Source organism: Acidovorax sp. 94, assembly GCF_003634645.1.
Lineage (GTDB): Bacteria > Pseudomonadota > Gammaproteobacteria > Burkholderiales > Burkholderiaceae_C > Acidovorax > Acidovorax facilis.
Map to the genome: position 1 here is coordinate 417,434 of NZ_RBJA01000001.1, position 26,865 is coordinate 444,298.

Below are 26,865 nucleotides of genomic sequence, written 5' to 3' on the forward strand. Positions count from 1 at the left end.
GCTTACGCCTGCCACACCCCAAACCCCGCCGACCGCAGGTCGATGCCAATCTCGATCTCGCGGTCCACTGCATCCTCGTAGCTCATGGGGTTGAAGCCTTCGTACAGATCGGGCAGCAGGCGCAGGCCGTATTGCGTCACGAACCGGTTGGCCTGGATGCCCGCCTTGTGCTTGTCAAAGCGCACATCCGGGTCCAGCCCGGTCATGCCCACATACACGCAGGGCTTGCCCTCGATGTAGCCCGGGTTGCACCGGCGAAAGCGCGGCTCCAGCAGCACGTCCTTGGAGAGTTCGACCACGTAGACGTGGTGGTGGAGCTTGCGGCGGCGCATGGGTGGATGGGATAGACGCGGGTAGTAGGGCTGCGGTGAAGCGCTCTGCGCGGTGCTACTTTTTACTCGTCATCGTCCGCCTGGCCGTCATCGCTCAGGCGGCGGTCCAGCTTGCTGCGCAGCGACTCGGTTTCTTGCAGAAACTGCTCTACCGGCACGGCCGGGGCCACGCGCAGGCTGGGCGGGAACACGCTGCTCATGTACAGCGTTTTCGACAGGCGCATGTTGTTTAGCCACTGCGCTCCCAGCCACGACGGCACGCCCAGGGCCACCACAGCAGCCACCATCCACGCCAGGCCCACGCGGCGGCGCGGCAGCACGGTGGCCAGGTGGGCATACAGCGCACCAGCCAGCACCAGCACGATCAACACACTGGCGAACTGCGAAAAAACCTCCAGCGAGAAAGCGAAGGCCATCAGGTGGGCCACCAGATGCACCACGTCCACCCCCAGGGCCGCCGCGCAGGCAATGCGCACGTGGCGCCAGAACTGCAGGTGGCCCGCAAACACCTTGTTGGCCGCCGACCACAGGCCCGACCAGGCGGCCAGCATCACCAGCGTGGTCAGCAGCACCAACGGCAGCGACTTCAGGTACTGCGCCGTGTCGCGTGCCTCCAGCCAGGACGACGCCAGTGCGGCCAGCACCACCAGCGCTGTCAGCACAGCCGTGGTGCCCACCGTGCACCACGGAAACTGCGGCAGCGGCTGCTCGTCGGCAATGGGCGTGTCGGCCAGGCGCAGCGTGATGTGGGTGTGGCCCAAGTCGATGGGCGCGCCGTTGGGCCAGTCAAACTGCTCGCCTTGGCCGTGCTGCTTGCGCTGCAGGCGTGCGCCATTGCGCGTCTCCAGCACCTGCACCTGCACGGTGCGCGGTTCGTTCACGGCACGGTCGATGCGCAGGTGGCGGGGCGCCACAAACGGGTCGTCCAGCACCAGGTCGCAGTCCAGCGCGCGGCCCACCGTCACGGGCCAGCGCGTGATGGGCGCGCGCGCCAGCAGGGCGCCGTGGCGGTCAAAGGCCTCGATCAGCCCCAGGGTCGTCGTCATCGTGCTCATGGCGCGGCCTCCCAGCGGAAGGCCTTGAGGTAGTGGCTGGCCAGCTTCATGCCGTTGTCAAAGGCCACGCCTTGCACATCCAGGCGGCCCAGCACGCCTTGGGTGGGCTGGTTGATGGAGGTGGCCAGGATGGTCATGTTGTACAGGCCGGGCAGCTTGCGGTAGGCCGACAGGCAGACCACCGCGCGCAGCGGCAGGCTGCCAGGGTCCACATAACGCTCGGTGCACTCGGCCGCCGTTTGGTGGCGGTTGCCGCGTGTGGGCAGTTGCTCGTTGGCAAAACTTTGCGAAACCATGCGGGCAAACCGTGCAGCGCCCAGGGTGGGGGCGTTGTAGGCCTCATAGGCCAGGCGCACCGCGCCGGTGTTGAAGTCGCCCGCTACCACATCGCTGTCGGCGCGGCACTGCGTGCGCTCCAGGTTCAGGCCCGGAAACGCCGGGTCGCGCCCCGATCCCCAGCACCGCGCCAGCGCGTCGTCGGGCACCGGCACGCGGTAGTTGCCGTGGCGCTGCTCGCGAAACGGCGCTTTCAAGAACCGGTCCGTCAGCTGCTGCTGGTGCTCCATCAGCTGCCGCGTCATCTCGGCATGCGCGGCCTGCGTGATGGGCTGGGCATTGGCTGCGCGCTGCACCAGTGCCTGCGCAAACTCGGCCGGGATCAAAAAGCTGACCTGCTCGCCATCGAGCCGCTTGGCCACGTTCACGCCCAGCACCCGGCCCGCGTCGTCCACCGCCGGGCCGCCGCTCATGCCGGGGTTGAGCGCGCCGCCAAAAAAGATGCGTGGGTAAAAACTGCGCTTGACCAACCCGTTGTAGGTGCCCTCGGTCACGGCAAAGCCGATGTCCAGCGGGTTGCCCAGCGAGTAAATGCGCTCGCCCTGCGCCAGCGCTTCCGCAGCAGGACGAAAGCTCAGCACCGGCGCCGCCGCCGTGCGCCCCTTGGCGCGCAGCACGGCCAGGTCGCGCTGCACGTCAAACGCCAGCAGCTCCACCTCGCCCTCCTGCCCCTCCATCGTCACGTACACGCCCTGGTAGCGCTCGGGCTCCAGCGCCAGCTGGCTGGCCACGTGAAAGTTGGTGACGATCAGCCCATCGGCTGACACGAAGAACCCCGAGCCAATCGACGCCTGCGTGTTGGCATTGCGCAGCAGCGTGCGGATCTGCACCAGCTTGTCGCGCGACAGCTCGTAAATGCGCCGCGCATCGCGCGACAGCAAGGCGGCATCCGCCCCGGTGGGCGCAGCGGCGGCAGCGGCCCCGGGCGGCGGCGTGGTGCCGTCTACCGGGTCACTGCCCGCCGGGCGAGTTGCCGGGGTGTGGGTGGAGGCGGGTGGAGGGGCATTCTGTGCGTGGGCGACCAGGGCGCAGAGCAGCAGAACGAGGGACGAGGTTGCCAGCCGCAGGGGCCGGGTCAGGGGGAAGGGCATCGCGGTATTCTATGAATGCCCTGCACCGCCCCAGGTTCTGCCTGGGTAACCCATCCCATATCTACGCACCCACGCACCCATGCCAGAAACCCACACCTATCCCATCGGCACGCCCGGCCAACCCTGGGGCGCCGCAGAGCGCGACCAGTGGCGCGCGCGCCAGGTGCGCCAGCGCAGCTATGCCGACGACGTGCTCACCGCCGTTGAGGCACTGCGGGGCCGGTTCGATGTAGAGATGTATGGCGATGTGATTTATGCCGATGCGCAGCACCCGGCAGAGCGCTTTCCCCTGCGGGCCCTGCGCAGCCGAGATTGGCAACCCGGCCTGCCCAGCGTGCTGGTGACCGGCGGGGTGCATGGCTACGAAACCAGCGGCGTGCACGGCGCGCTGCGGTTTGTGGACACGCAGGCCGAGCGCTATGCCGGCCGCGCCAACCTGCTGGTGGTGCCCTGCGTTAGCCCCTGGGCATACGAGCGTTTTCAGCGCTGGAACTTCGACGCCATCGACCCCAACCGCGCCTTCAAAGAAGGCTCGCCCGCGCAGGAATCCCTTGCCCTCATGCGGCTGGTGGCACCGCTGCACGGCCAGTTCGCCGCCCACATCGACCTGCACGAAACCACCGACACCGACGAATCCGAATACCGTCCCGCCGTGGCCGCGCGCGACGGCAAGGTGTTCGAACCCGGCAGCATTCCCGACGGCTTTTACCTGGTGGACGACACCGAGAACCCGCAGCCCGCATTCCAGCAGGCCATCATCGACGCCGTGGGCCGCGTGACGCACATTGCGCCTGCGGACGAGAAGAACGAAATCATCGGCTCGCCCATGACCGAGCCCGGCGTGATCCGCTACGAATTCAAGGCCTGGGGCCTGTGCGCGAGCGTCACGGGTGCGCGCTACACCACGACGACGGAGGTCTACCCCGACAGCCCCCGTGCCACGCCTGAGCAGTGCATTGAGGCGCAGGTGGCGGCGGTGTGTGCGGCGGTGGAGTTTGTGTGTGGGGAGAAAGCGTAGTGCGGGGTGCTGTGTCGGCTGCTGTTGATGCGTGAAGTGGGCTCTATTGCGGTATCAAGCGGCGGGTACAACGCGCCGCAACGCCCGCACCTTTTGCCAAACCACTGCCTTGGGCATCTGCATGGCCATGGCCTGCATGCAGCGCTCCAGCCAGCCGGTGCGGTTCTGCAGCCGGTCAATCGCCTTGCCCAGGTCGCGCGCTACCGACGGGCCATAGGCCTGCGCCGCCTTGGTCAGTGCGGCACGCAGTTGGGGCAGCGGCAAGTTCATCATGGCCAGGTCAATCACGTCGCGGCTGAAAACACCGTCGTCGGCCTGCCGGTCAGAGTTGGCCAGCAGCTTTGAGGCCGCCAAGTCGAGGGGGGTCAGCGTGCCCACGCCGCACACCGTGTCATCGGGCGCCGGTGCTTCCAGTGTGATGCGCGCCTCGCGCACGATCTCCAGCTTGATCGCCTGCCCATCCATCTGCACCTGGGTGCGAATGCCGTACTGGTCGGCCCGGATCTCACGCAGCACCACCAGCGGCGGAGCGTGTGTGTGGGTGATGGGTGCCAACCTGTCGGGGCCGGTGAGCAGCTGGCGCAGCTCGCGATAGCCCGCCGCATCCGACACCAGAAAATCAATGTCCACCGACTCGCGGTATTCGCCATAGCGCAGCGCAATGCAGGTGCCGCCGCCAAACAGGCAGCCATGCTGCAGAAGAGTTTCGCCGTTCAGCGCGCTCAGCACATGCGTAATGCGCTGGTGGTGCGGACGTTCAAACTGCATCGCTGGCCCCGCCGTTGGCGCTCTCTCCGGGTGACAGCGCCACGCGCAAGGCCGCCAGCAGTGCCTGTTCATCGTCAGACATGGCCTGCAGGTCCAGGTGCCTCGCATTGCGTTCGTAAATGCCCAGCGCTTCGACAGGCGTGAGGGTGTCCATGCCGTGCACCTGCCACGCCAACGCACGCAGTTGCGGGTAGTCCGCCAGGGCCACCCGCGCCGGAATCCACCCAGCGCGGTTGGGCGCCGCAGCGGGCTGCCCTTGCGCGCCCGTATGTGCCTGCAACTCCATGCCCAGCGCCGCCAGGGCGTTGCACCACGCGCCCATGGTCACCGAGGGCTCGCCCTTCTCAATGCGGTGCAGCGTCACCCTTGATAGCCCGGCCGCCTCTGCCGTCACCGTAGCGCTCAGCCGCAATGCCTTGCGCTGGGCGCGAATGTGCGCGCCCAACGCTTGCAGCTGGGCCGCGCACTGTTCGGGGAGGATAGGGGCGGTTGATGGCATGATGTTTCTCATTATTTGCAAAAATAAGTTTTTGTCAAATATAAGAAACACTTTAGTCTGTCTATTGGCTATGGAAGCCGCCCGAAATGCGATTGGCTTAATATTTATGGGTCAAATTCGACCCCTGCGCTTGCAGTACAAGCGCAAGCAGCTATAAAAATAGAAGCAAATTGGCTTGGAAAGATTCAAGCCGCCGCGTCCGGCCCGTCGGTCGGCGCTCCAAGCAACCGGGCGCTCACCTCGGTCGCATCAAGCGTTGCGAACACCATGTTGTGCTGCTCCGTCAGCGGCCCATGGCCGGGCTCCATGCGCCCGGCAGCGTCGTAGCCCATGGCCTTGAACTTCCAGACCCCGCCGACGAGCTTGAGCGAACCTACGTGTGCGCCGGTGGCGGTGTGTACGGACACCACGGCGGCATTGACGGGCAACAACTGCAAGGGGCCAGTCACCGGGCCAGGCGGCACGTGGGCGAAGGTGGGGGTGAACGAAGGCGACATGGATGGGTCTTGGCGGGGCTGCAGTTTTAGATAAAATTGGCCTCTAGCGCTTGATGGATAAGCGCAAGCAGCTATCAATATAGGAGTTTCTTATGTTGAGGTGGAGCCTCATGCTCAACCAAGCCGGTTCCCTCAGTAACTAGCGCTTTGGTTGTACTTAGCAATCACATCAATCAGTGCCACAGCCTTGATCTCACCGCGCCGATACGCGGCCATGCGGTCGTTGGCTTCTTCGGCCCAGAGCGTTTCCAGTAAGGCGTCGGGCTGTTCCAGACTGTCCAAGATGCGCTCCACCACTTCTATTCGCTCTGCAGGTGGCAGCTGAGCGGCTTGGGCGCTGAGAGCTTCGGCGGTGGTGGTCATGGCGGCTCCAGAGGTATCAGCGGCAAGAGTCACTATAGCTAGAGCGCGGACACCTGCCAGACCGCATCAGGTGCGCCCGGCTTACGGCCATCGCCTCGCGTAGCACCTGGTCGCGAAAGCTGGCGGCCAGGCTGTTGGGGGTAAGCACATCCACCTCCATGCAGGTCAGGGCCGCGTTATGTGGGGAGGTTTACACATTACAGTGATGCGACTCTTTCGAATTTTTCAACTGCAGAAAATATCCAAACTCGAGGGCGTTGCTCAACCGTGCCGGTTATCGCGATGAACTGCGCACCGTTGATGTGCGCAGTATCAGCCTCTTTGTATTGATCAGCGGATAATTCAGCGGCAGCCCGAATCCATCCTATGTCACGTAGATTTAGAGCGAGCTCAACCCAGCCTGCGCGTCTTCCCCCGTCAATAATATCGCCTCGCAAAGCCTCAACCGTTCCAATAAAGCGGTTAGTGTGGGTGGCCTCTTGTGGGCGCAATCTTTCTGCAACTTCATAAATTTGTGCGGCGTCATTCTGAGAAAAATGAACTACTCTTTCTGCATAGTCTTCCGCGGTAGGCTTAATTAACTCCGACCACGCAAATCCAAATTCGACTCCACCGCCAGTATCAGATGCCGCAATATTTCCAATCGCCTGAGCAATGTTTGCTGACACATGAGGACTGGTTGATGCTAGAACATCATTTGCGAATTGGATGTGTTTTCGGTCAGAAATAGCTTCTTCAAGTGCGGAAATACCAGTATGAAGTGTTAAGAACGTTTTTCGCGTAACTGGAAGGTCATTTTTTTCTAAGCCCAGTGGAAGCTGCTCGCCTGTAGAAAGAATTGGGCACGAAACGCTAAGTACAAAACTCCCGTATCGTGTGTGATTGAAAATAGCCCTATCTAACAAGCCATTTGATATTTTGTTATCAATTCTTCGGTAATAGGTTTCTGGTTTCTGGGCTTGGCAACTGGCGGCCAGTATCAAGACTTCTGTTTCCGTCAAGGCTGTTCGGGCAAGCGTCAATGGAATGCCCTCACCATCTTCAGATGGCTGCACTATCCGCAAAATTAGACTGTCGGCTGAGTGCGGCAACTGGCCTTCTCGGGCCGTACCTACTTCCCTGATCAGCTTTTCTATGGGTTGCTTCTCAAGAGCTGCGAGTTTGGAAAAAAGTATAGAAATCGCATCGTCGTAATCTGATGCGCTCTCTTTGTTGGGTAGGCTGAGTTCCCTGTTTGGAAATCTGGCGTTTGTGAATAAAAGTAAATGCTCGTTGAACTTGGCTCGCTCAACTTCCCGCCAACCACGAGAAACCAATAGATGAGTTATGTGCGAAATTGGAAATCTCATTTCGCCTCCATTGGCACATAAGTTGGAAAATTACCGATGGATACATCGGAAAATAGCCCCCGAAGTGCTGCGGGGGTGAGCAAGTTTTGCTTTGGAATATGTACTGTTACAGAAGCTGTTGTAACTTCTGCAGCACCCGCCAAGCTAACCCAATAAGCTGACCTTCTGAGGGCTAGAGACTGCTCGGTAACGGATAGCCAGGTTTGTTTATCTCGAGGAAGAAAAAGTACGACTAATATGCGCGGCGCTGAATAGGCAATCGCGCGCAAGTCATTATATTGAGAGACCTTTTTCAGTGAATATGAGAAGTGAGTTCCTAAGTCAATCGGTTCAGCTATCGTGGCCTTCAACTGTACTTTCAAATCGACTTCAATTTTCGCCCCTTCAGCGAAGGGGCCCCACGATGTTAGCACCGCATCTATGCCCCTGTTGTCTGAGAGACGTTGCGCGACGGTGCAACTGGCTTGAGATTGCGAGGCTACTGCATGCAAAAAGGCATAACTAAGTTCAGCCTCGATATCGGTGTCTTCAATTGCTATCGTCACTTACCCTCCCATTTTTATTTCCCCCAACTATCCTTTAACCCTACCGCCAAGTTGAATACGGGTTTACCCGCCGCGTGATCTACCCGGTCCGCCACAAAGTACCCGTGCTGCTCCAACTGGAATTTGTCGGGCGGCTTGGCATTGACCAATTACGGTTCCGCGATGGCGGTCACTACCGTCAGGCTACTTTGGTTCAAGCTCTCAATAAAGTCCTTGCCGCCCGCGTCGGGGTGGGCGTCCAGGAACAGGCGGTCGTACATGCGCACTTCGGAGTTCACGCCGCCGGGTTTTTAACGGCGGTGCCTGTCCAACTCTGTGTAGGCAACTTGAGGCCATTGGCGGTGAGTTGCTTCTTCGCCTGCTTGGAGGCTTGCTTGAGAGCGTTGTCCACCCGGTCCTGCATAGGTGCAGCAGGTTTGCTGGGGGTGGCGCGTTCTACTGCCCGAGTCGTTGAAGATTCAGCCATTTGTCCGGGTCCTCTACGTAAGTGCGGTGTGCAGTGCCGCGTGCGATGGATGTTAGCGCGCCGGTTGCGTTATTCAGAACGCGCCAACGGTCTGCCAAGGGTAAATACAGGGCAAACAGGTTGTGCAGGCTGCGCTGAAAGCGGCGGGTAATGTCGGCGGGTGGAATGTTGTGCCCGCCCAGTTTGACGCGCAGTGCGACGCGTTGGGTGGCCAGCTCTGCGCTGGGCAAGGCCACGTAATAGATATGCACCTGGTAGCCCTGCGCTTTGCAGCGTGCCAGAAACAAGGCAAAGGTGCGGCTGGAGAGCGTGGATTCAAATGCAAAGCTGACTTTGGCTGCAGCCAGCGTGCGCAGGCGCTGCAGCATGATGCGCCCCGCCTCAAACGCCACGGTTTCGGGGGCGTAGGCTGAGAGGCCTGCCGCAATCTGGTCTGCGTTGACGAACTCCAGAATGCCCAAGGCGTCCTTGAGCAAGTAGGGCGCCGCAGTGGATTTTCCCGCGCCATTGGGCCCGGCAATGACCACCACAGTGGGCTGCTTGGGCCTAGGTTGTGGCTTTGTGGCGCGGGCGGGCATGGCTTACTTGCCCCAGCTGTCCTTCAACCCCACCGCCAAGTTAAACACCGGCTTCCCCGCCGCGTGATCCATCCGGTCCGCCACAAAGTACCCGTGCCGCTCAAACTGAAACTTGTCATCCGGCTTGGCATTCGCCAATGACGGCTCCACGATGGCGGTCACCACTTTCAGGCTGTTCGGGTTCAGGCTTTCAATGAAGTCCTTGCCGCCCGCGTCGGGGTGGGCGTCCAGGAACAGGCGGTCGTACATGCGCACTTCGGCGTTCACGCCGTCGGCCACGCCCACCCAGGTGATGGCGGCTTTCACCTTGACGGTGTCGGCGCCGGGGGTGCCGCTCTTGGTGTCGGGCACCACGGTGGCCAGCACTTCGGTGATGACGCCGTTAGCGTCTTTGGTGCAGCCGGTGCATTCAATGACGTAGCCGCCCTTCAGGCGCACCTTGTTGCCGGGGAAGAGGCGCTTGTAGCCCTTGGGGGGCACTTCTTCAAAGTCTTCGCGCTCGATCCACACTTCTTTGCCGATGGTGAAGTGGCGCACGGGGCTTTCTACGCCTTCGGGTGGGTGGGGCAGGGCGGGCAGGGTGCAGGGCTCCAGGTGGCCTGCGCCCATCACTTCGTCCCAGTTGGTCAGCACGAGTTTGACGGGGTTGAGCACGGCCATGCCACGGTGGGCCTTCAGCTCCAGGTCTTCGCGCAGGCAGCCTTCCAGGGTGCTGTAGTCGATCCAGCTGTCGGATTTGGTCACGCCAATGCGGTCGGCAAAGGTCTGGATGGCGGCGGGGGTGTAGCCACGGCGGCGCAGGCCGACGATGGTGGGCATGCGGGGGTCGTCCCAGCCGCTGACCTTGTGGTCGTACACCAGCTGGGCGAGCTTGCGTTTGCTGGTGATGACGTAGGTGAGGTTCAGGCGCGCAAATTCGTACTGGCGGGGGGGTGGGCTGGCCAGCAGGCCGCCTTCGGTCAAGCGCTCCAGCAGCCAGTCGTAGAAGGGGCGCTGGTCTTCAAACTCCAGCGTGCACAGGCTGTGGGTGATTTGCTCCAGCGCGTCCTCGATGGGGTGCGCGTAGGTGTACATGGGGTAGATGCACCAGGTGTCGCCCGTGTTGTGGTGCGTGGCGCGGCGGATGCGGTAGATGGCCGGGTCGCGCATGTTGATGTTGGGGCTGGCCATGTCGATCTTGGCGCGCAGCACCATGGATCCATCTTCGTGCTGGCCGTCGCGCATTTCGCGGAACTTGGCCAAGTTTTCGGCGGGGGTGCGGCTGCGGAAGGGGCTGTCCACGCCGGGCTTGCTGAAGTCGCCCCGGTTGATGCGGATTTGTTCTACCGTTTGTTCGTCCACATAGGCGTGGCCGGCTTCGATCAGATATTCGGCTGCGCGGTACATGAAGCCGAAGTAGTCGCTGGCCTGGTAGGCGGGGGCGTCGGGCGCGCCGTTCCAGTCAAAGCCCAGCCATTTCACCGCGTCGATGATGCTGTTGACGTATTCGGTGTCTTCTTTTTCGGGGTTGGTGTCGTCAAAGCGCAGGTGGCAGATGCCGCCGTAGTCGCGTGCCAGGCCAAAGTTGATGCAGATGCTCTTGGCGTGGCCGACGTGCAGGTAGCCGTTGGGCTCGGGCGGGAAGCGGGTGCGGATTTTGGCGGGGTCGGGCTCGCCTGCGGCTTGGTGGGCGGCGTCGCCGGGTGTGCCGGCCCAGCGGCGGCTGGCGTAGGTGCCTTTGTCCAGGTCGGCTTCGATGATCTGGCGCAGAAAGTTGCTGGGCTTGACGGATTCAGGGGCTGCGGCGGTGCCGGCAGGTTGTGTGTTGGCGGGGGTGGGGGTGCTCATTCAGCCATTTTAGGCGCCGGTTTCGTGATGGTTTACGCATAGAAACAGGCGCGTATACGTCCGGACACAACGTAAAGACGGTTTTGTGCCATCCTTTTGTCTACTTGGTGCGTTATGTACCGGTGAGGTGAGTCCATTTGGCTGGCTGCCCTCGCTCAAACAGGAGATTTCCATGACGAAAACCCGTTCTATCTATGCCATGGCCGCTTCGGCAGGCGTGGCGCTGGCATTGCTGGCCGGCACGGGCGCAGCCCAGGCCCGCGACGTAAATTGGTCGGTTGGCATTGGCGTGCCTGGTGTGGTGGTGGGGGCCAGCAATGGCTACTACGCCCCAGCCCCGGTGTATGTGGCGCCGCCCCCGCCCGTTTATTACGCGCCCCCCCGGCCCGTGTACTACGCGCCTCCCCCAGCGTATTACGCACCGCCCCCGGTCGTGTACTACGGTGATCGCGGCTACCGCCACCATCGGCACCACCGCCACCACGGATATGGCCATGGGTATGGCCACGGCCGCTGGGATCGTTGATCCCTGGTCTGATCCGCTGGCAGCCCGACCGGGTTGCCGCGTTGTGTAACCAACCTCTTGGGCGCCAGTCGCTCACAGGCAGCGTCTTTGCACAGGCTGCCTTTTACAGCGGACCTTCGGGGCCGCTTTTCTTTTGACGCGGGAATTTTGGCGCGCGCACGGTGCGCGCGGGGCGCCGCATAATCGCGCACTCTGGCCTGCCAGCGTGGCAGGCGCAACGCCCCCGGAGTGCCGCATGTCTGTGAAGAAAAAAACCGTTTTTGTCCTGAATGGCCCCAACCTGAACCTGCTGGGCACGCGCGAGCCCGCTGTGTATGGCGCGGCCACGCTGGCCGATGTCGAAAAGCTGTGCGCCGATGCGTGCGAGCGCCATGGTTTTGCGCTGCGCTTTCACCAAAGCAACCACGAAGGCGCGCTGGTGGACTGGATTCACGAGGCAGGCCGCCTGCACGCAGCGGGCGAGCTGGCAGGCGTGGTGATCAACGCCGGGGCCTACACCCACACCAGCATTGCGTTGCACGATGCCACCAAGGGTACCGGCATCACGCTGATTGAGCTGCATATCAGCAATGTGCATGCGCGCGAGGCGTTCCGCCACCATTCGTACATGGCGGCAGCCGCCAAGGCTGTGATGTGCGGCTTTGGCGTGCTGGGCTATGGCCTGGCGATTGACGGTCTGGCCCAGTTGCTGGCCCAGCAGCCTGCGGCCTGACGCCAGGCGGTAAGGGGACCCATAGATCTGTAGATATATGGCCCCGCCATTGCCCCTGCAGGTGTCTGAGGACGAGGTGGAAATCACCGCCATGCGCGCCCAGGGCGCGGGTGGGCAGAACGTCAACAAGGTATCAAGCGCCGTCCACCTGCGCTTTGACGTGGCCGCATCGTCGCTGCCCGAGGACGTGAAAGAGCGCCTGCTGGCCCTGCGCGACACGCGCATCACGCAAGAGGGTGTGGTGGTCATCAAGGCCCAGCAGTACCGCAGCCAGGAGCAAAACCGCACCGATGCGCTCGCGCGGCTGAACGCGCTGATCAACACTGTGGCCGTGCCGCCCCGGGTGCGCCGCGCCACCAAACCCACCTACGGGTCGAAACAGCGGCGGCTGGAGGGCAAGACCCAGCGCAGCGAGACCAAGGCACTGCGGGGCAGGGTGCGCGACGGGTCTTGAACCGGGGCTCCCTGTGTAGTGGGTATCTCCACGGCCATCGTCCATGGCGCATTGGCATCATCTGTAGAACAATCTGTCCGACCGGCAGTGCTTGGTATCAGGTGCTATCAGTCCTACATTCATTGCATTCACGGATGGAATTGCCATGACTGCCTTTGCCCAAGCCCCCCTCACTGCTCCCGCTGTGGTTCCCGCCTTGTTCGTATCGCACGGCGCGCCGCTGTTTGCGATCGATGCTGGCACCACCGGCCCCGCGCTCACGCAGTGGGGTGAAAACCTCAAGGCGCAGTACCCTGGCCTGCGGGGCGTGGTCATCATGTCGCCGCACTGGATGGCGCGTTCTGCCCAGGTCATGACCGGCCCGCAGCCCGCCACGTGGCACGACTTTGGCGGTTTCCCGCCCGCGCTGTACCAGCTGCAATACCCCGCCTCAGGCTCGCCTGCGCTGGCGCAAGAGGTGCTGGGCCTGCTGCAGGCTGCCGGTGTGGCCGCACAGGGCGATGCCGCGCGCCCCTTTGACCATGGCGCCTGGGTGTCGCTGATGCATTTGTTCCCGCAGGCCGACGTGCCCGTGGTGCAGGTGGCTCTGCCCGTGGGCGCAGGCCCGGCCGATGTGTATGCACTGGGTGCCGCGCTACGCAGCCTGCGCAGCCAGGGCGTGCTGGTGGTGGGGTCCGGCAGCATGACGCACAACCTGGCCGAATTCTTTGGCGGCGAGCGTGCGCCCGCGCCCTACGTGCTGGAGTTCAGCCGCTGGATCGAGGATGCGCTGGCACGTGGCGACATGGCCGCGCTGCTCAACTACCGTACCCAGGCCCCCCATGCCAGCCGCGCCCACCCGACCGAAGACCATTTCTTGCCCATCTTCTTCGCGCTGGGCGCGGCGGGCGACGATCTGCACGCAAACTACTTGAGCCGCGAGGTGATGTACAGCATGCTGTCGATGGATGCTTTTGCCCTGGAGCCTGTCGCAGGACGGGCGGTTTAAGTAAGTTTTTTAGCTAAAAATGCCGCTGGCGCTTGTCTATGCTCAATCTACCGCTCACATTTTTGCAGCGACCCGCTGCTTCCACCACCCCCCGCCCCTGGCTGCTGGTGCTGATGCACGGCGTGGGCAGCAACGAGCAGGACCTGTTCAGCTTGGCGCCGCAGATCCCCGAGCGGTTTCATGTGCTGAGCCTGCGCGCGCCGTTTCGCATGGGGCCGGGCGCGCACGCGTGGTTTGATTTTTCGATCGAGCCCGGTGGCGAGCGCACCATCAACGAAGAGCAAGAGGCGCAAAGCCGAGCCCTGGTGGCCCAGGCGGTCGAGTCTGCCGCCGAGCAATTGGGCATTCCGCCCGAGCGCGTGGTGGTGGGCGGCTTCAGCCAGGGCGGCATCATGGCGCTGTCGCTGCTGCTGACCCGGCCCGCGCTGATGCAGGCCGCGCTGGTGTGGCACAGCCGGCTGCTGCAGCAGGTGGTGCCTTTGAGTGCACCTGCCGACGCGCTGCGGGGCAAAAGGCTGTGGCTGAGCCACGGCACGCACGACAACGTGATCCCCCTGGCCCACGCCCAGGCCATCGCGCACCACATGGCGCCGCTGCCGGTGACGGTGACGTACCACGAGTTCCCCAGCGCGCACGAGATCCGGCCATCTGAGCTGGCGGCCACGGTGGCGTGGCTGGAGTCGCTGTCGACAACGCCAGCGGCGTTTTAGTCGCGGGGTTCCGGGGCGCGGTCTACATCGCGTTACCGGCGCCTCATCCAGCAGGTTTCCAATCAAGCAGATCCCCAGGGGGGATTGGTAGGGAACGCCCGGCGCCGCAGCCGCTCGGACAAGGGTTGTTCCCGTCTTGAAGGAGATCCGATGCCTGAAAACGAAACCGCCGAGTTCCGCCCCGCGCCACCGCGCGCATCCTCCATACCGTGGATCATTGCCGCCGTGCTGGCCTGTGCGGTCGGCGCCGGAGCCGCCTGGTGGTTCTGGCTGCGCCCGGTGGAGGCCCCGGTGGCGCCGCCCCCCGTGGCCAGCGCACCCGAAGCGCCCGTGGCCCCACCGCCCATGCCCGAGGCGTCTGGTCCCCAGAACCCTGTGGATGCGCTGGCCCCGGCAGATACCGCCTTGCCCGTATTGGCTGAATCCGACAAGCGAGTGGCGGAGCTGCTGGCCGAATTGCTGGGTAGCGACAAGGTCGCGTCGTTCTTGTTGACCGAAGGTTTTGTCCGCCGCGTGGTGGCCACGGTAGACAACCTGGGCCGCGCCCAGGCCCCGTCGCGCATGTGGCCGGTACAGCCCATGCCGCAGCGCTTTGTGGTGGATGGCGAGGGCGATGCACCCACCACAATTGCCACCACCAATGCCGCCCGCTACAGCGCCTTTTTGACTTTTGCCGAAGCCGTGCCCTTGGAGCCCGCCGTGGCCTTGTATGCGCGGCTGTACCCGCTGTTCCAGCAGGCGTATGAAGAGCTGGGCTACCCCAAGCGCTACTTCAACGACCGCCTGGTGGCCGTGCTGGACCACTTGCTGCTGGCGCCCGAACCCAAAAGCCCGCTGCGCGTGAAGCTCACGCTCGTCAACACCGATGTGCCCAACCTGCGCCCGTGGGTGCGCTATGAGTTTGTGGACCCGGCACTCGAATCGCTCACCAGCGGGCAAAAAATTCTGGTGCGGATGGGGCCTGCGAACCAAGCGCGCGCGAAAGCGCTGCTCCGTGATCTGCGCAAGCGCGTGGCAACCAGCGAGTTGCAGCTCCCCCCGCGGTGAAGGATGTGAGGGGCTGCTGCGCGCTGGCTACAGCGGCAGTGCCATGGTGCGCTTGACCTCCTTGAGCGAGAAGCTCGTGGAAATCTCACGCACGCCGGGCAGGCTGCGCACATGGGTGCGCACATAGTCGGCAAACGATGCGAGGTCGGCCGCCACCACCTCCAGCTGGTAGTCGTAGCGGCCCGAAAGGTTGTGGCACGACAACACCTGGGGCATCGCCATGACCTCGCGCTCCAGGGCCGATGTGGTGTCAGCCGTGTGGTCGTGCAGCGCCAGCTGCACAAAGCCCAGTACGCCCCAGCCCACACGCTGGCGGTGCAGATGGGCGTGGTAGCCCGCAATCACGCCCGCATCCTCCAGCGCGCGCACGCGCCTCCAGCACGGGGAGGTGGACAGCGAAACCGCTTCGGCCAGATCGCCCACGGTGGCGCGACCATCGCGTTGCAGGGCGTTGAGGATCGTGCGGTCCACGGGGTCGAGTGGATGAGGGTGCATGGTAGTGTGTCCTGCAGATTGGGTAATTTGAGGCAAATTTTGCCTTCTTTGATCGTATGTAGGGCAAATAAGGCGAAAATTTACCCGTTGATGGGTTGAAGAATCTCCCTATTCCAAGGAGACCACCATGACCCGCACATCCGCCACCGGCTTCAGCACCCGCGCCATCCACCACGGCTACAACCCGGCCGACCACCAAGGCGCGCTGGTGCCGCCCATCCACACCTCGGCCACCTTTGCCTTCCCCGATGTGGCCTATGGCGCGCGCTGCTTTGCAGGCGAGGAGCCCGGCTACTTCTACACCCGCATCGCCAACCCCACGCTGGCGCTGCTGGAGGGGCGCCTGGCCAGCCTGGAGCAGGGCGCAGGCGCCGTGGTGTTCGGCTCGGGCATGGGGGCCATCACGGCCACGCTGTGGTCCATGCTGGAGCCGGGCGATGAAATCCTGGCCGACCTTACGCTGTATGGCTGCACCTTCTCGTTTTTGCACAACGGGCTGGGCCGCTTTGGCGTGAGCGTGCGCCATGTGGACATGACCGACCCGGCCCACGTGGCCGCCGCGCTGAGCCAGAAGACCCGCGTGGTCTACCTGGAAACCCCGGCCAACCCCAACATGCGGCTGGTGGACATTGCCGCCGTTTCGGCCCTGGCCCACGCCCAGGGCGCCAAGGTGGTGGTGGACAACACCTACTGCACGCCTTACCTGCAGCAGCCCCTGCTGTTGGGTGCCGATGTGAGCGTGCATTCCATGACGAAGTACCTCGGTGGCCATGGTGACCTGACCGCAGGCGCGGCCGTGTTTGCCGATGCAGAACTGGCCCAGCGCGTGCGCTTGTATGGTCTCAAAGACATGACGGGTGCTGTGATGTCGGCGCAGGACGCGCACCTTGTGATGCGCGGCCTCAAGACGCTGGCGCTGCGCATGGACCGCCACTGCCAGAGCGCTCAGAACGTGGCCGAGTTCATCGCCGCCCACCCGGCTGCGGCGGCCGTGCACTACCCCGGCCTGCCCAGCTTTGCCCAGCACGCGCTGGCAAAGCAGCAGATGCGCCAGATGGGCGGGATGATCGCTTTTGAGCTGCGTGGTGGCCTGCAGGCGGGCGTGCGCTTCATGGACGCGTTGCAGCTCGTCACCCGCGCCGTGAGCCTGGGCGATGCCGAGACGCTGGCCCAGCACCCGGCCAGCATGACGCATTCCACCTACACGCCCGAGCAGCGTGCCGCCCACGGCATTGCCGAAGGGCTGGTGCGCCTGTCGGTCGGCCTGGAGGACCTGGATGACCTGCTGGCCGATATTGGTCAGGCACTGGACCTGGTGCAGGCGCTGGATTTCAAGGCCGATTCCACTACGGGGAAGACTGCGGCAGCGGCAGCGCCGTCTTGTAACGCACCTGCTTGAGCGCGAAGCTGGAGCGGATCTTCTCCAGCCCTGGAATGGGGGAAAGCTGTTCGACGATGAAGCGCTCCAGCGCCGCAATGTCGGGCAGTGCCACGCGGATGAGGTAGTCGGAGTCGCCGCTCATCAGGTAGCACTCCATCACCTCATCGTGCTCGGCAATGCGCTGTTCAAAGTCGGCCAGCGCTTCCTTGCTCTGGCTTTTCAGGCTGATGCTGATGAACACGTTCAGTCCCAGCCCCAGTGCGGCGGCGTTGGCCAGCGCTACATAACGCGCGATGACACCCTCGGTCTCCAGTGCCTTCACGCGTGCCAGGCAGGGAGACGGCGAGAGATGCACACGCCGGGCCAGCTCCACGTTGGAGAGCGAGCCATCGGCCTGCAGTTCGGCCAGTATGCGCAGATCGGTGGTGTCAAGCTTCATGTGCTGCAATATTGGTTTTTGGTGGAATATTGTGCTGCTATTGATGGCTAATTTTCGCGATTCGGCATCACATTTTTTGCAAATCCTTCTAGAGTGTGCTCCTATGAACGCCCCTTTGCCTTCCCATCTGCTCCATACCCAGGATGCCCTGGCCGACACTGACCCCCAGGAGACCGCCGAATGGCGCGACGCCTTTCTGGCCCTGGTCGCCACCGAAGGCCCCGAGCGGGCGCGGCACATGCTGCAGGAGCTGGTGCGGGTGGCGCGTGCGCAGCGGATTGGCTGGCAGCCCGACCTGAACACGCCGTACGTGAACACCGTGGCGGTACAGGACCAGCCCGTGTTCCCCGGCGACTTGGCCATCGAAGAGCGCGTGGCTTCCATCGTGCGCTGGAACGCGCTGGCCATGGTGGTGCGCGCGAACCAGGCGTATGGCGAACTGGGTGGCCACATCGCCAGCTATGCGAGCGCGGCCGACTTGTTCGAGAGCGGCTTTAACCATTTCTTCCGTGCACGTGAGGGTGTGGGTGAAGGCCAGCACCGGGGCGACCTGGTGTTCTTCCAGCCCCACAGCGCGCCGGGCGTGTATGCACGTGCATTCCTCGAAGGGCGTTTGTCCGAAAAAGACCTCATGCACTACCGCCAGGAGCTGACCGCTCCTGCAGCGGGCGCGCAGGGCCTGTCGAGCTACCCACACCCGTGGCTGATGCCGGACTTCTGGCAGTTTCCCACCGGCTCGATGGGCATCGGCCCCATCAGCAGCATCTACCACGCGCGCTTCATGCGCTACCTCACGCACCGCAATCTGCTCGACTGCAGCCAACGCAAGGTGTGGGGCGTGTTTGGCGATGGCGAGATGGACGAGCCCGAATCCATGAGTGCCCTGACCCTAGCCGCGCGCGAGGGCCTGGACAACCTGGTCTGGGTGGTCAACTGCAACCTGCAGCGGCTGGATGGCCCGGTGCGCGGCAACGGCCGCATCATCGACGAGCTGGAGCGCCTGTTCGCCGGCGCGGGCTGGAACGTGCTCAAGCTCGTGTGGGGCAGCGACTGGGACGGCCTGTTCGCCCGCGACCTGACCGGCGCCCTGGTGCGAACGCTGGAAGGTACGGTGGACGGCCAGATGCAGACCTTTGCCGCCAAGGACGGACGCTTCAACCGCGACAACTTCTTCGGCCAGAACCCCGAGCTGGCGGCCCTGGCCCAGGGCATGACGGACGAGCAGATCGACCGCTTGAAGCGCGGTGGGCACGACCTGGTGAAGATCCACGCTGCCTACGCTGCTGCCAGCGCGCACAAAGGCCAGCCCACGGTGATCCTGGCGCACACCAAGAAGGGCTACGGCATGGGCACTGCCGGCCAGGGCAAGATGACCACGCACAGCCAGAAGAAGCTGGACGAGACCGACCTCATCGAGTTCCGCAACCGCTTCAACCTGCCGCTGTCCGACGAGCAGGCTACGAGCCTCGCCTTCTTCAAACCTGCCGAAGACAGCCCCGAGATGCGCTACCTGCGCAGCCACCGCGACGCGCTGGGCGGCTACCTGCCGCGCCGAGAGACCACCTGCGCGGCGCTGCCCGTGCCTGCCATCGACAGCTACGCCCAGTTCGCGCTGCAGGCCGATGGCAAGGAGATGAGCACCACCATGGCCTTCGTGCGCATGCTGGGCACCTTGCTCAAGGACGCCACGCTGGGCCCGCGCATCGTACCCATCGTGGCCGACGAGGCGCGCACCTTTGGCATGGCCAACCTGTTCAAGCAGGTGGGCATCTACAGCAGTGTCGGCCAGCGTTACGCGCCCGAAGACATCGGATCGGTGCTGAGCTACCGCGAGGCGCTGGACGGCCAGATTCTGGAAGAAGGCATCAGCGAAGCCGGCGCCATCGCCAGCTGGACCGCTGCGGCCACCAGCTACAGCGTGCACGGCCTGGCCATGCTGCCGTTTTACATCTACTACTCGATGTTTGGCTTCCAGCGCGTGGGCGATGCCATCTGGGCCGCGGCCGACCAGCGTGCGCGCGGCTTTTTGCTGGGCGCCACCTCGGGCCGTACCACGCTGGGCGGAGAGGGCCTGCAGCACCAGGATGGATCGAGCCACTTGGTGGCAGCCACCATCCCTAACTGCAAGGCCTACGACCCAGCCTACGCAGGCGAGATGGCCGTGATCATCGATGCTGGCATGCGCGAGATGGTGACCGAGCAGCGCGACGTTTTCTACTACGTGACACTGATGAACGAGAACTACGCCCAGCCCGACCTGCCCGCCGGTGCGGCAGAAGGTGTGTTGCGTGGTTGCTATGTTTTTAAGAGCTACTCGCGCTTGATAGATAAGCGCGAGAGCACGATTTCATCCAAATCCGTCACCCTGATGGGCTCTGGCGCCATCCTGACCGAGGTGGTCAAGGCCGCCGAACTGCTGGCCGCAGAAGGCGTGGATGTGACCGTGCTCAGCGTGACCAGCTGGAGCGAGCTGGCGCGCGATGGTGTGGCGTGCGAGCAGCGTTGGCTGGCGGGCGAATCCGCGCCTGCATCCGCATGGCTGACGCAGCAGCTGGCCCCAACACGCGGGCCTGTGATTGCAGCCACCGACTACGTGCGCGCCGTGCCCGAGACGGTGCGGGCACTTGTCCCCGAGGGCCGCAAGTATGTGACCCTGGGCACGGACGGATTTGGACGCAGCGACACGCGCGCTGCACTGCGCCATTTTTTTGGCGTAGACGCTTCCAGCGTGACCCAAGCTGCACGACGCGCGATGGCCGCTGGCTGACGAACACGGGCGCCATGTGGGCGCCTGCTGTCGTTCCGCGACTTCGCAATTCCGCCGCCAGGGTGGGGTGGGTGAATGCCGTTGCCCAATTCGGCGCAGGCTTCCTACAATGGCCCAGCAACCGCGAGAGGGCGCCATGACACACGTCACCTGGGACCATAACCCGCCGACCACCTGGACAGCCATGGCGGACGGGCAAGCACTTTGCTCCATCAAGCGCAAGGACATTGGCGGCTGGACGGCGGTCTGGATGGATGAGCGCCTGTGGCCAGCGCCACCCCATCTGCCCAAGGCCATGCCCCAGCCCACACGGTTTTTCAGCAGTCTGGAAGAAGCCAAACTGGCGGTCGAGCAGGCGCTGTCGGCGTGAACCGTTGTCGGGCCTGAATCCGTCAGGCATCCAGCAGCTGGCTGGATTCCAGCAGGTGTTGAAGTGCTTTGTTTTTTATAGCGGCCAACGCAATACCAACGGGCGCCAGGGCCGACACTGATGGCTCTCTTCCATTTCGGGTGGAACGCCACATTCCCCACCAGAGCCATGGTCAGGCCCTTGCTTTTTGCAAAGGACTGCCTGGCAGGTGAGTGAGCTTGCCAGCAATCAAGAACGCCATGGCGATGAAGTGATCGGTGGTGCCATAACCACGCGCCTTGGCCTTGGCTGCTTGCAGCAGTGAGTTCACCGCCTCCACATAGCCGGTGTGCAGGTGAGAGGCATCAAACGCTTTGAGTATTCCCGCCCAGTGCTGCTGGATGGTCTTGGCCAGATCAGTGAAGGGCCGCAAGCGGCTGCGCTGTGCCCATCGCAGCCACTTTTTGAGTGCCAGCTCGCTTTGTGCAGCCTGAGTCTGAGCGAGCGCACTGCGGTAGATGTCCCGCAGCGCCTCCTTCATCCGCCACGCCCTGGCGGTCTTCAATCGGGTGCGAGGCAACCAATCCATCTTGGCCTGCTCTTTGTCCGTCCACCTGGCTTTGTCCTTGAGCCAGCACCAACGGGTCTTCTTGAGCCAGCGCTCGCCCCGGGCCTCTTCCCGCCGCACTGCGTCCACTGCCCGGTTGGCCATCTGCACCACATGGAATCCATCAAAGGCAATGGCCGCCTGGGGCAAGTGCTGGCCAGTTCCTGCGATAAAGGCCTTGGACATGTCCATGCACACCACCTGGATGGCTTCGGGCCTGCCTTGGTGGCTCTTGAGGTCCGCCGCAAAGCGCTGCACGGTGCTGGCATCCTTGCCGGGTGTGGCGTAGATCAGTCGCGCCCGCTCAAGATCGTGCACCAGGGTGATGTAGCTGTGGCCTTTGGCGCAGCTGGTCTCATCGATACCGATGACCGCCACACCCGCGTAGCTCTCCTTGGCGCGCGCCAGGCTGACATGGGCATCGATCTGGCGCCACAAGGCGTTGTCCGCACAGCGCAGGATGCGTGCACACGCGGCCACCGGCATCTCACGGGCCAGCGTCAGAGCCAGAGCCTCGAACATGAGCGTGAAGCGGCTGCCCTCTCGCGCCCAGGGAACACTCAGCTGGGTCGTAGAGCTGCAGGCGCTGCAAGACACCCGGGGCAGCGCGCAGTGCACGTAGGCTTCAAACTGAAAGAAATCAAGATGCCGCCAGCTGCGCTGGCGGTGGTCATGCAGTTTCTGCTCAGCTGCGGCGCAAACGGGGCAGGCGGCACTGCCCGATTGCCAGACCACGTACAGGTCGATGCGGCTGCGCTCGACATCCAGTGCAACACGCTCCACAGCCCAGGGCGCGGCCAGCCCCAACGCTTGGCAGAACAACGCTTCTTGCATCGGGACGGCTCCTGTTCAGGGGGTGTCAATGGATTTATTTGAACTGTAGTGTTCCACCCGAAACGGAAGAGAGCCACACTGATTCGTGAAACTGCTTTTTTGCAGCACCCACCCGCCATGCCGACTGCAAGGCGCCAAAGGGCCTTGCACCTTGGCCCCTTCGGTGCGCCAGGGGCCGCAGCCCCTTGGTCAGGGCAGTTTGACGGCCGCCACGGCGTTGGACGTGGAGAGGTACAGCGTAGCGCCATTCACGGCGATGCCCGTGGGTTCGTCGATCAGGCCCGGCAGTGGGCCGGCCGCGAACCCCTTGTTCCAACGCTGGCCCACCAGCGTGCTCACCTGGCCATCGGCTCCGATCTTGCGCACCACGCGGTTGCGCGGATCGGTCACGTAGACATTGCCGCTGGCATCGGCGGCCAGCCAGGCGTGCGAGTCCGAAATGGGCGCGCCCGTGTCGACCGTCAACTGCGCCGAGGCCGCCGGGCCGTCCACGAGCCCCGGCGGCAGGTCGGGGCGCCCCGCGATCGTGCTCACCACCCCGGCGGGTGTGATCTTGCGGACGGTGGGGCCCACGCCCGTCGCGTTGTGGTAGCGGCCGTCCACCACATACAGGTTGCCGGCGGGGTCCATGGTCATGTGGCCCATGGCGGAGAACTGCGCTGAGGCGGCCGGGCCGTCGGCGTGCCCGCGCGCGTTGGGGTTTCCCGCAAACACGCTGACAGCGCCGGCCGGGGTGATCTTGAAGATCACGCTGCGCAGGGACACCGCATACACGGTACCGCCGCTGTCGACGACCATGCCGGTCAGCCCCTCGAGCAGGAAACCCGGTATCGCGTCGAATGCGGCGGTGAGGTCGGCATGCACCGTGACGTTGCCGGCAGGGCTGGTCTTCAGGATGCGCTTGAAGTCATACGAATAGATGTTGCCGGCACCGTCGATGGACAGCGGCGCCGATCCGCAGTAGGCCACGTCGTTGATCGGCCCGGTGACTTGCGCGCACGGGTTCTTGGCCCGGCCGAGCGTGGCCACCGTGCCATCGGGCGTGACGGTGCGCAGTGCGGCGTTGTTGCGGTCGCGCACGTACAGCGTGCCAGCCTTGTCCACCGCCAGCGCGCCGGGGCTGTCAAAGCGCGCGGCGCTGCCGCGGCCGTCGGTGTGCCCTGCCAGCGAGGCGGTGCCCACCTGCAGGTCGGGCGCGCCGGCGCGCGGAGTGCGGTAGACAACCGCATACGTTCGATAGGCGTCGGAGGGACCGTTTTCCGTGATGAGGAAGCGGCCTTCGGCGTCCACCGCCAGATGTTTGCCCGCACAGAAGGGTTGGGGCAGCATGTTGGGTCCAAAGCTGCAGTTGTCCGCGCGCCGCACGGTTATGACGGAGCCATCGGCCGCGATCTCGCGCACGGGCGTGCCCTCATACCGGTCCAGGACGAACACTCGGTTGGAGCGGTCTATTGCGATGGCCTGCAGTGCACCAAATTTGGCCGCGCTAGCCGCTCCATCCACGTGGCCCGCGTTATTGAGGGCCACGGTGCCCGACAGCACCGTCGCCTGGCCGTTGGGCGCGTATTTGCGCACTACGTGGTCGTTGGGATCTGCAGCGTACAGGGCTCCTGTGGAGTCGGTCGCTAGGTTGACGGGGTACAGGCGGCTAGGGTTGTTGCGCCCGAAGCCCGGGGTGGCGTTCTGGCTGGCCCTGAAGATGACCGTTGTGACTGCCCCTCCGGGCGTGATTTTGCGAATGGGATTGCCTGTCGGCGTCTGGGAGAAGTCTTGCAAGGTTGGCGCCCATTCGGACACATACACATTGCCCTCCCGGTCCACCGCAATGCTGGTCGGGCTGCACAGCGTGGCCGCCGTGCCCGTGCCATCGGCATTGCCGCACACGCCCACCTGGCCGGCCAGCGTGGTGACGTTGCCTGCGGCATCGATCTTGCGCACCAGATGATTACCGGCGTCTGCCACATAGGCGTTGCCAGCCGCATCCACTGCCACGGCCAGGGGGACATTGAAGCGGGCGGCGGTGCCCGCGGCATCCAGATAGCGCGGCCCCTCGCTGCTGGCATCGCTGCGGGTGGGGCCTCCGCCCACCCAGGTGCTGAGCTGCCCGGTGGGCGCGAGCCTGCGAATGGTGTGGTTGCCCGGATCGGCGATCAGTACATCGCCGGTGGGTGTCAGTGCCATGCCGCCGCTCTCGGTGCTGAGCTTGGCCGCCGTGCCCATCCCGTCCTGCGTGCCCGGCCCCTCGGTGGTGCCGGCCAGCAGCGCCAAGGGCGTGGCGGGCGGCGGTGGAGGCGGCGGGGGCGGCGCGTCACCGCCCGAACCTCCACCGCAGGACACCAGCGCGGACACGGCCAGCGAGGCCCAGAGTGTGCGGGACAGCCGACGGCGGCTGGATATGGGTGAACTTGGCATGGGCGTGTACCTCAGTAAAAGTGATGAACGGATGGGGCGCGTCCGCCAGCTGGCATGCTGCAGCAGTGACGCAAAAGGAATGAGGGGGGTGCCGTGGCCGCAGCACGCCCAGCGTGGGCGCCGCGCACCACGGTCAGCCGGGCGCTGACTACGGCAACTGCACCTGCACCACGGCGTTCGGCACCGAGAGGTACATCATGCTGCCGCGCACGGTGATACCTGTCGGGCGGTTGATGATGCCCGGCAGGTCGCCCGCAGCAAAGCCGTATTTCCATGCCTGGCCCACCGGAGTACTGACCTGGCCATCGGTGCCGATTTTGCGGACCACGCTGGTGAAGGGATCGGTGACATAGACGTTGCCTCTGTTGTCCACGGCGAGGCTGGCCGTCTGCGCGGGCCAGCCTGCGTACTGCTGCACGGTGAAGCGGGCGGCAGCGGCAGGACCATCCGCGTAGCCAGGGGCCGCGGTGGGGCTGCCCGCCAGCGTGGTGACCGCGCCGGACGGAGTGATCTTGCGAACGGTCGGCCCCACCTTGTTGGTGTCGTAAAACAGGCCGTCGATCACATACAGGTTGCCCGCCGCATCGGTGGTCATCTGACCCAGCGCCGAGAACTGCGCCGCCGCGCCTTGCCCGTCCACATGGCCCACCGTGCCCAGGCTGCCGGCAAACAGGGTGACTTCGCCCTTGGTATCGATCTTGAAGATGGCGCCCTTGAGGCTGGCGACGTACACGTTGCCGGCGGTGTCGGCCGCAATGCCGGATGCGACACCGAGGAAAGCCGTTGGCACCTTGTCCAGCCATGGCGCCAGGTCGGCCAGAAGCACGGCCTGGCAGTTGGCGGTTTTAAGGACGCGCGCACCGTCAATGGTGTAGAGGTTGCCCGCGCCATCGGTGGCCAAGGGGGCCGTGGAGTTGGACAGCACGTCCTCGCCCAGGCCGGTGATCGCAGCGCAATGGCCGCCTGGCTTGCCCAGGGTGCGCACGAGGCCGTCGGCCTGCACGGTGCGGATGGTGCGGTTGCCCTCGTCGCGCACGTAGAGCGTGCCGGCAGGGTTCAACGCGATCGAGCCAGGTGTGGCGAACCGCGCGCTGCTGCCCTGTCCATCGTCCGCCCCTGCCGCAGCGGGGATGCCGGCCACCACGGTGGAGGTGCCTTGGGGCGTGTAGCTGCGCAACTGCGCGTAGCTAGCAATAGGGAAACCAGTAGCAGAGCGGTTCTCGCCAGTTTCGGCGACGAGGAACCGGCCATCGGGAGTGACGGTCATCTGGCTCGCAGTGCAGAAGGTGCCTGGCCCGGCCCCAGTGCCGTCCCCTGCGAAGTTGCAGGAGTTGGCACGAACGAGGGTGGTCACGCTGCCGTCGCTGCCAATCTGGCGGATGGCCGGGGTTCCGTACCAGTCCAGTACGAACAGGCGATTCGCTGTGTCGAATGCAATCGCCTTGAGGTAGCTGAACTTTGCCACGGACGCGGCACCATCCGTATTGCCCTCGTTGTTGGCGGCCACGACGCCGGACACCACGGTGGGCTGGCCATCGGCCGCATACCTGCGGATCACGTGGTCGTTCGGGTCTGCCGCGTAGAGAACTCCGGTCGAATCGGTGGCCAGAAGCACCGGACGGTAGATCTCGATGGCAGGGCCGGAGATGAAGACCAAAGTCGGGTTCTGGCTGGCCTTGCTGGTCAGCGTGGTCACTTCACCCGTGGGTGCGATCTTGCGGATGGGGTTGGCAACTGAACTGTGTGTCGTGGATTCCCTGACTTCCGCCACGTACAAGTTCCCGGCCTTGTCCACGGCAATGCTGGCAGGCCTGCATAGGGTTGCCGCGCTACCTGCTCCATCCTGGTTGCCGCAGACGCCGGGCTTGCCAGCGAGGGTGGTCACTGCACCGGCCGCGCTGATCTTGCGCACCAGGTGGTTGTCGGTGTCCGCCACGTAAGTGTTCCCGGCCGCATCGACCGCAACGCCCATGGGGTGGTAGAACCGCGCGGCCGTGCCGGAGCCGTCGGCATGGTTGGAGGGGACGTTGAACACCCCGGCATCGCCGCCACCCGCCAGCGTCGTGACCTGCGTCCTGTCGGCGCTGAGTTTGCGGACCTGGTTGTTGCCACTGTCCACGATGACGACCTCACCCGTGCTGTTCACGGCCATCCCGCCGATGTAGGCACTGAGGCGCGCGGTGGACTGCGCTGCGCCATCCAGGTTACCCGCACCGTCGGTGTTGCCGGCAAGCAGCGACAGGGGCGTCGCGGGAGCAGGTGGGGGCTGCGTGGTTGGCGGGGCGGTAACCGGGTCTGAAGAGCCGCCACCTCCGCATGCGCTGAGTAGCGGGACTACCAATGCAGCAAGAATGCCCACGCGTTGGAACGGAATCCTTGAGACAACACCTGACATGAAGCGCTTTCTGACGAAGAGATTG

At 64.2% G+C, this 26,865-nt stretch carries 26 protein-coding genes and 1 pseudogene; 10 read left to right on the plus strand and 17 right to left on the minus strand.

Going from position 1 to position 26,865, the window contains the following annotated elements; translation table 11 throughout:
* Window positions 1-2: 2 nt before the first annotated feature.
* The 3 genes from C8C94_RS01905 to C8C94_RS01915 all read right to left on the minus strand — a co-directional run bounded on the left by C8C94_RS01905 (window position 3) and on the right by C8C94_RS01915 (window position 2,814).
* Window positions 3-332 carry a hypothetical protein gene (locus C8C94_RS01905; protein WP_010460358.1) on the minus strand — a complete coding sequence of 110 codons (330 nt, stop codon included), beginning with the start codon at window positions 330-332 and terminating at the stop codon, window positions 3-5.
* A 62-nt stretch (window positions 333-394) separates the two neighbouring features.
* Window positions 395-1,387, minus strand: coding sequence for an FHA domain-containing protein (locus tag C8C94_RS01910; RefSeq protein WP_233573360.1), 993 nt, complete (start codon window positions 1,385-1,387; stop codon window positions 395-397).
* Window positions 1,384-2,814 (minus strand): serine protease, encoded by a 1,431-nt coding sequence (locus C8C94_RS01915; protein WP_121419518.1) that lies wholly within the window; start codon window positions 2,812-2,814, stop codon window positions 1,384-1,386. The genes C8C94_RS01910 and C8C94_RS01915 overlap by 4 nt, the downstream gene beginning before the upstream one ends.
* 79 nt (window positions 2,815-2,893) lie before the next feature.
* Between C8C94_RS01915 and C8C94_RS01920 the strand changes: the two genes are divergently transcribed.
* On the plus strand, window positions 2,894-3,832 hold the full coding sequence (locus C8C94_RS01920; protein WP_121419519.1) for a M14 family metallocarboxypeptidase: 939 nt from the start codon (window positions 2,894-2,896) through the stop codon (window positions 3,830-3,832).
* 54 nt (window positions 3,833-3,886) lie between these two features.
* Here C8C94_RS01920 and C8C94_RS01925 read toward each other — a convergent pair whose 3' ends face one another.
* The 9 genes and pseudogenes from C8C94_RS01925 to C8C94_RS01965 form a co-directional block, all read right to left on the minus strand.
* Window positions 3,887-4,600 (minus strand): nucleotidyl transferase AbiEii/AbiGii toxin family protein, encoded by a 714-nt coding sequence (locus tag C8C94_RS01925; RefSeq protein ID WP_121419520.1) that lies wholly within the window; start codon window positions 4,598-4,600, stop codon window positions 3,887-3,889.
* Window positions 4,590-5,099, minus strand: coding sequence for a helix-turn-helix domain-containing protein (locus tag C8C94_RS01930; protein ID WP_233573361.1), 510 nt, complete (start codon window positions 5,097-5,099; stop codon window positions 4,590-4,592). The genes C8C94_RS01925 and C8C94_RS01930 overlap by 11 nt, the downstream gene beginning before the upstream one ends.
* A 185-nt stretch (window positions 5,100-5,284) precedes the next feature.
* Window positions 5,285-5,596 (minus strand): hypothetical protein, encoded by a 312-nt coding sequence (locus tag C8C94_RS01935; protein ID WP_121419522.1) that lies wholly within the window; start codon window positions 5,594-5,596, stop codon window positions 5,285-5,287.
* Window positions 5,597-5,728: 132 nt separating this feature from the next.
* Window positions 5,729-5,959 (minus strand): addiction module protein, encoded by a 231-nt coding sequence (locus C8C94_RS01940; RefSeq protein WP_121419523.1) that lies wholly within the window; start codon window positions 5,957-5,959, stop codon window positions 5,729-5,731.
* 197 nt (window positions 5,960-6,156) lie between these two features.
* A complete protein-coding gene (locus C8C94_RS25385) occupies window positions 6,157-7,308 on the minus strand; it encodes a hypothetical protein (protein WP_147433213.1) in 1,152 nt (383 codons plus the stop codon).
* On the minus strand, window positions 7,305-7,853 hold the full coding sequence (locus C8C94_RS01950; RefSeq protein ID WP_121419524.1) for a DUF4365 domain-containing protein: 549 nt from the start codon (window positions 7,851-7,853) through the stop codon (window positions 7,305-7,307). Before C8C94_RS01950 ends, C8C94_RS25385 begins: the two co-directional genes overlap by 4 nt.
* A 14-nt stretch (window positions 7,854-7,867) precedes the next feature.
* Window positions 7,868-8,125 (minus strand): annotated as a pseudogene (locus tag C8C94_RS01955) (glutamine--tRNA ligase); the annotation flags it as partial.
* Between the two features lie 163 nt (window positions 8,126-8,288).
* Window positions 8,289-8,897, minus strand: a complete 609-nt coding sequence (locus tag C8C94_RS01960; protein WP_121419525.1) for a zeta toxin family protein — start codon at window positions 8,895-8,897, stop codon at window positions 8,289-8,291.
* 3 nt (window positions 8,898-8,900) lie between these two features.
* Window positions 8,901-10,724 carry a glutamine--tRNA ligase/YqeY domain fusion protein gene (locus C8C94_RS01965; RefSeq protein WP_121419526.1) on the minus strand — a complete coding sequence of 608 codons (1,824 nt, stop codon included), beginning with the start codon at window positions 10,722-10,724 and terminating at the stop codon, window positions 8,901-8,903.
* Window positions 10,725-10,896: 172 nt separating this feature from the next.
* Between C8C94_RS01965 and C8C94_RS01970 the strand changes: the two genes are divergently transcribed.
* The 6 genes from C8C94_RS01970 (at window position 10,897) to C8C94_RS01995 (ending at window position 15,161) form a co-directional block, all read left to right on the plus strand.
* The gene (locus C8C94_RS01970; RefSeq protein ID WP_055393575.1) at window positions 10,897-11,250 is read left to right on the plus strand and encodes a hypothetical protein; all 354 of its coding nucleotides are present in this window, start codon (window positions 10,897-10,899) and stop codon (window positions 11,248-11,250) included.
* A gap of 235 nt (window positions 11,251-11,485) precedes the next feature.
* Complete coding sequence (gene aroQ / locus C8C94_RS01975) at window positions 11,486-11,962, plus strand: type II 3-dehydroquinate dehydratase (RefSeq protein WP_010460374.1); 477 nt, start codon at window positions 11,486-11,488, stop codon at window positions 11,960-11,962.
* A 37-nt stretch (window positions 11,963-11,999) separates the two neighbouring features.
* A complete protein-coding gene (arfB, locus tag C8C94_RS01980) occupies window positions 12,000-12,416 on the plus strand; it encodes an alternative ribosome rescue aminoacyl-tRNA hydrolase ArfB (protein ID WP_055393573.1) in 417 nt (138 codons plus the stop codon).
* 145 nt (window positions 12,417-12,561) lie between these two features.
* On the plus strand, window positions 12,562-13,404 hold the full coding sequence (locus C8C94_RS01985) for a class III extradiol ring-cleavage dioxygenase (protein ID WP_121419527.1): 843 nt from the start codon (window positions 12,562-12,564) through the stop codon (window positions 13,402-13,404).
* Window positions 13,405-13,442: 38 nt separating this feature from the next.
* Window positions 13,443-14,114: an alpha/beta hydrolase gene (locus tag C8C94_RS01990; protein WP_121419528.1), complete on the plus strand. Its 672-nt coding sequence runs from the start codon at window positions 13,443-13,445 to the stop codon at window positions 14,112-14,114.
* Window positions 14,115-14,264: 150 nt separating this feature from the next.
* A complete protein-coding gene (locus C8C94_RS01995) occupies window positions 14,265-15,161 on the plus strand; it encodes a DUF3014 domain-containing protein (protein WP_121419529.1) in 897 nt (298 codons plus the stop codon).
* 27 nt (window positions 15,162-15,188) lie between these two features.
* On the opposite strand, the gene C8C94_RS02000 is transcribed toward C8C94_RS01995, so the two are convergent.
* Entirely contained in the window at window positions 15,189-15,656 is a 468-nt protein-coding gene (locus C8C94_RS02000; RefSeq protein WP_008903283.1) for an Lrp/AsnC family transcriptional regulator, read from the minus strand.
* Between the two features lie 127 nt (window positions 15,657-15,783).
* Here C8C94_RS02000 and C8C94_RS02005 point away from each other — a divergent pair, with 127 nt between their 5' ends.
* Entirely contained in the window at window positions 15,784-17,055 is a 1,272-nt protein-coding gene (locus C8C94_RS02005) for a methionine gamma-lyase (RefSeq protein WP_121419530.1), read from the plus strand.
* Here C8C94_RS02005 and C8C94_RS02010 read toward each other — a convergent pair.
* Complete coding sequence (locus tag C8C94_RS02010; protein WP_055393562.1) at window positions 17,003-17,476, minus strand: Lrp/AsnC family transcriptional regulator; 474 nt, start codon at window positions 17,474-17,476, stop codon at window positions 17,003-17,005. The genes C8C94_RS02005 and C8C94_RS02010 overlap by 53 nt on opposite strands.
* A 103-nt stretch (window positions 17,477-17,579) precedes the next feature.
* On the opposite strand from C8C94_RS02010, the gene mdeB reads away from it, so the two are divergent.
* Together mdeB and C8C94_RS02020 are read left to right on the plus strand one after the other, a co-directional pair.
* Entirely contained in the window at window positions 17,580-20,243 is a 2,664-nt protein-coding gene (gene mdeB / locus C8C94_RS02015; RefSeq protein ID WP_121419531.1) for an alpha-ketoglutarate dehydrogenase, read from the plus strand.
* A gap of 136 nt (window positions 20,244-20,379) precedes the next feature.
* Complete coding sequence (locus C8C94_RS02020) at window positions 20,380-20,613, plus strand: hypothetical protein (protein WP_121419532.1); 234 nt, start codon at window positions 20,380-20,382, stop codon at window positions 20,611-20,613.
* Window positions 20,614-20,785: 172 nt separating this feature from the next.
* Here the strand turns inward: C8C94_RS02020 and C8C94_RS02025 are convergent, their stop codons facing one another.
* The 3 genes from C8C94_RS02025 to C8C94_RS02035 all read right to left on the minus strand — a co-directional run bounded on the left by C8C94_RS02025 (window position 20,786) and on the right by C8C94_RS02035 (window position 26,840).
* Entirely contained in the window at window positions 20,786-22,033 is a 1,248-nt protein-coding gene (locus C8C94_RS02025; protein ID WP_121419533.1) for an ISL3 family transposase, read from the minus strand.
* A gap of 189 nt (window positions 22,034-22,222) precedes the next feature.
* Complete coding sequence (locus C8C94_RS02030) at window positions 22,223-24,445, minus strand: hypothetical protein (RefSeq protein WP_121419534.1); 2,223 nt, start codon at window positions 24,443-24,445, stop codon at window positions 22,223-22,225.
* Between the two features lie 148 nt (window positions 24,446-24,593).
* Window positions 24,594-26,840 (minus strand): hypothetical protein, encoded by a 2,247-nt coding sequence (locus C8C94_RS02035; protein WP_121419535.1) that lies wholly within the window; start codon window positions 26,838-26,840, stop codon window positions 24,594-24,596.
* Window positions 26,841-26,865 lie beyond the last annotated feature (25 nt).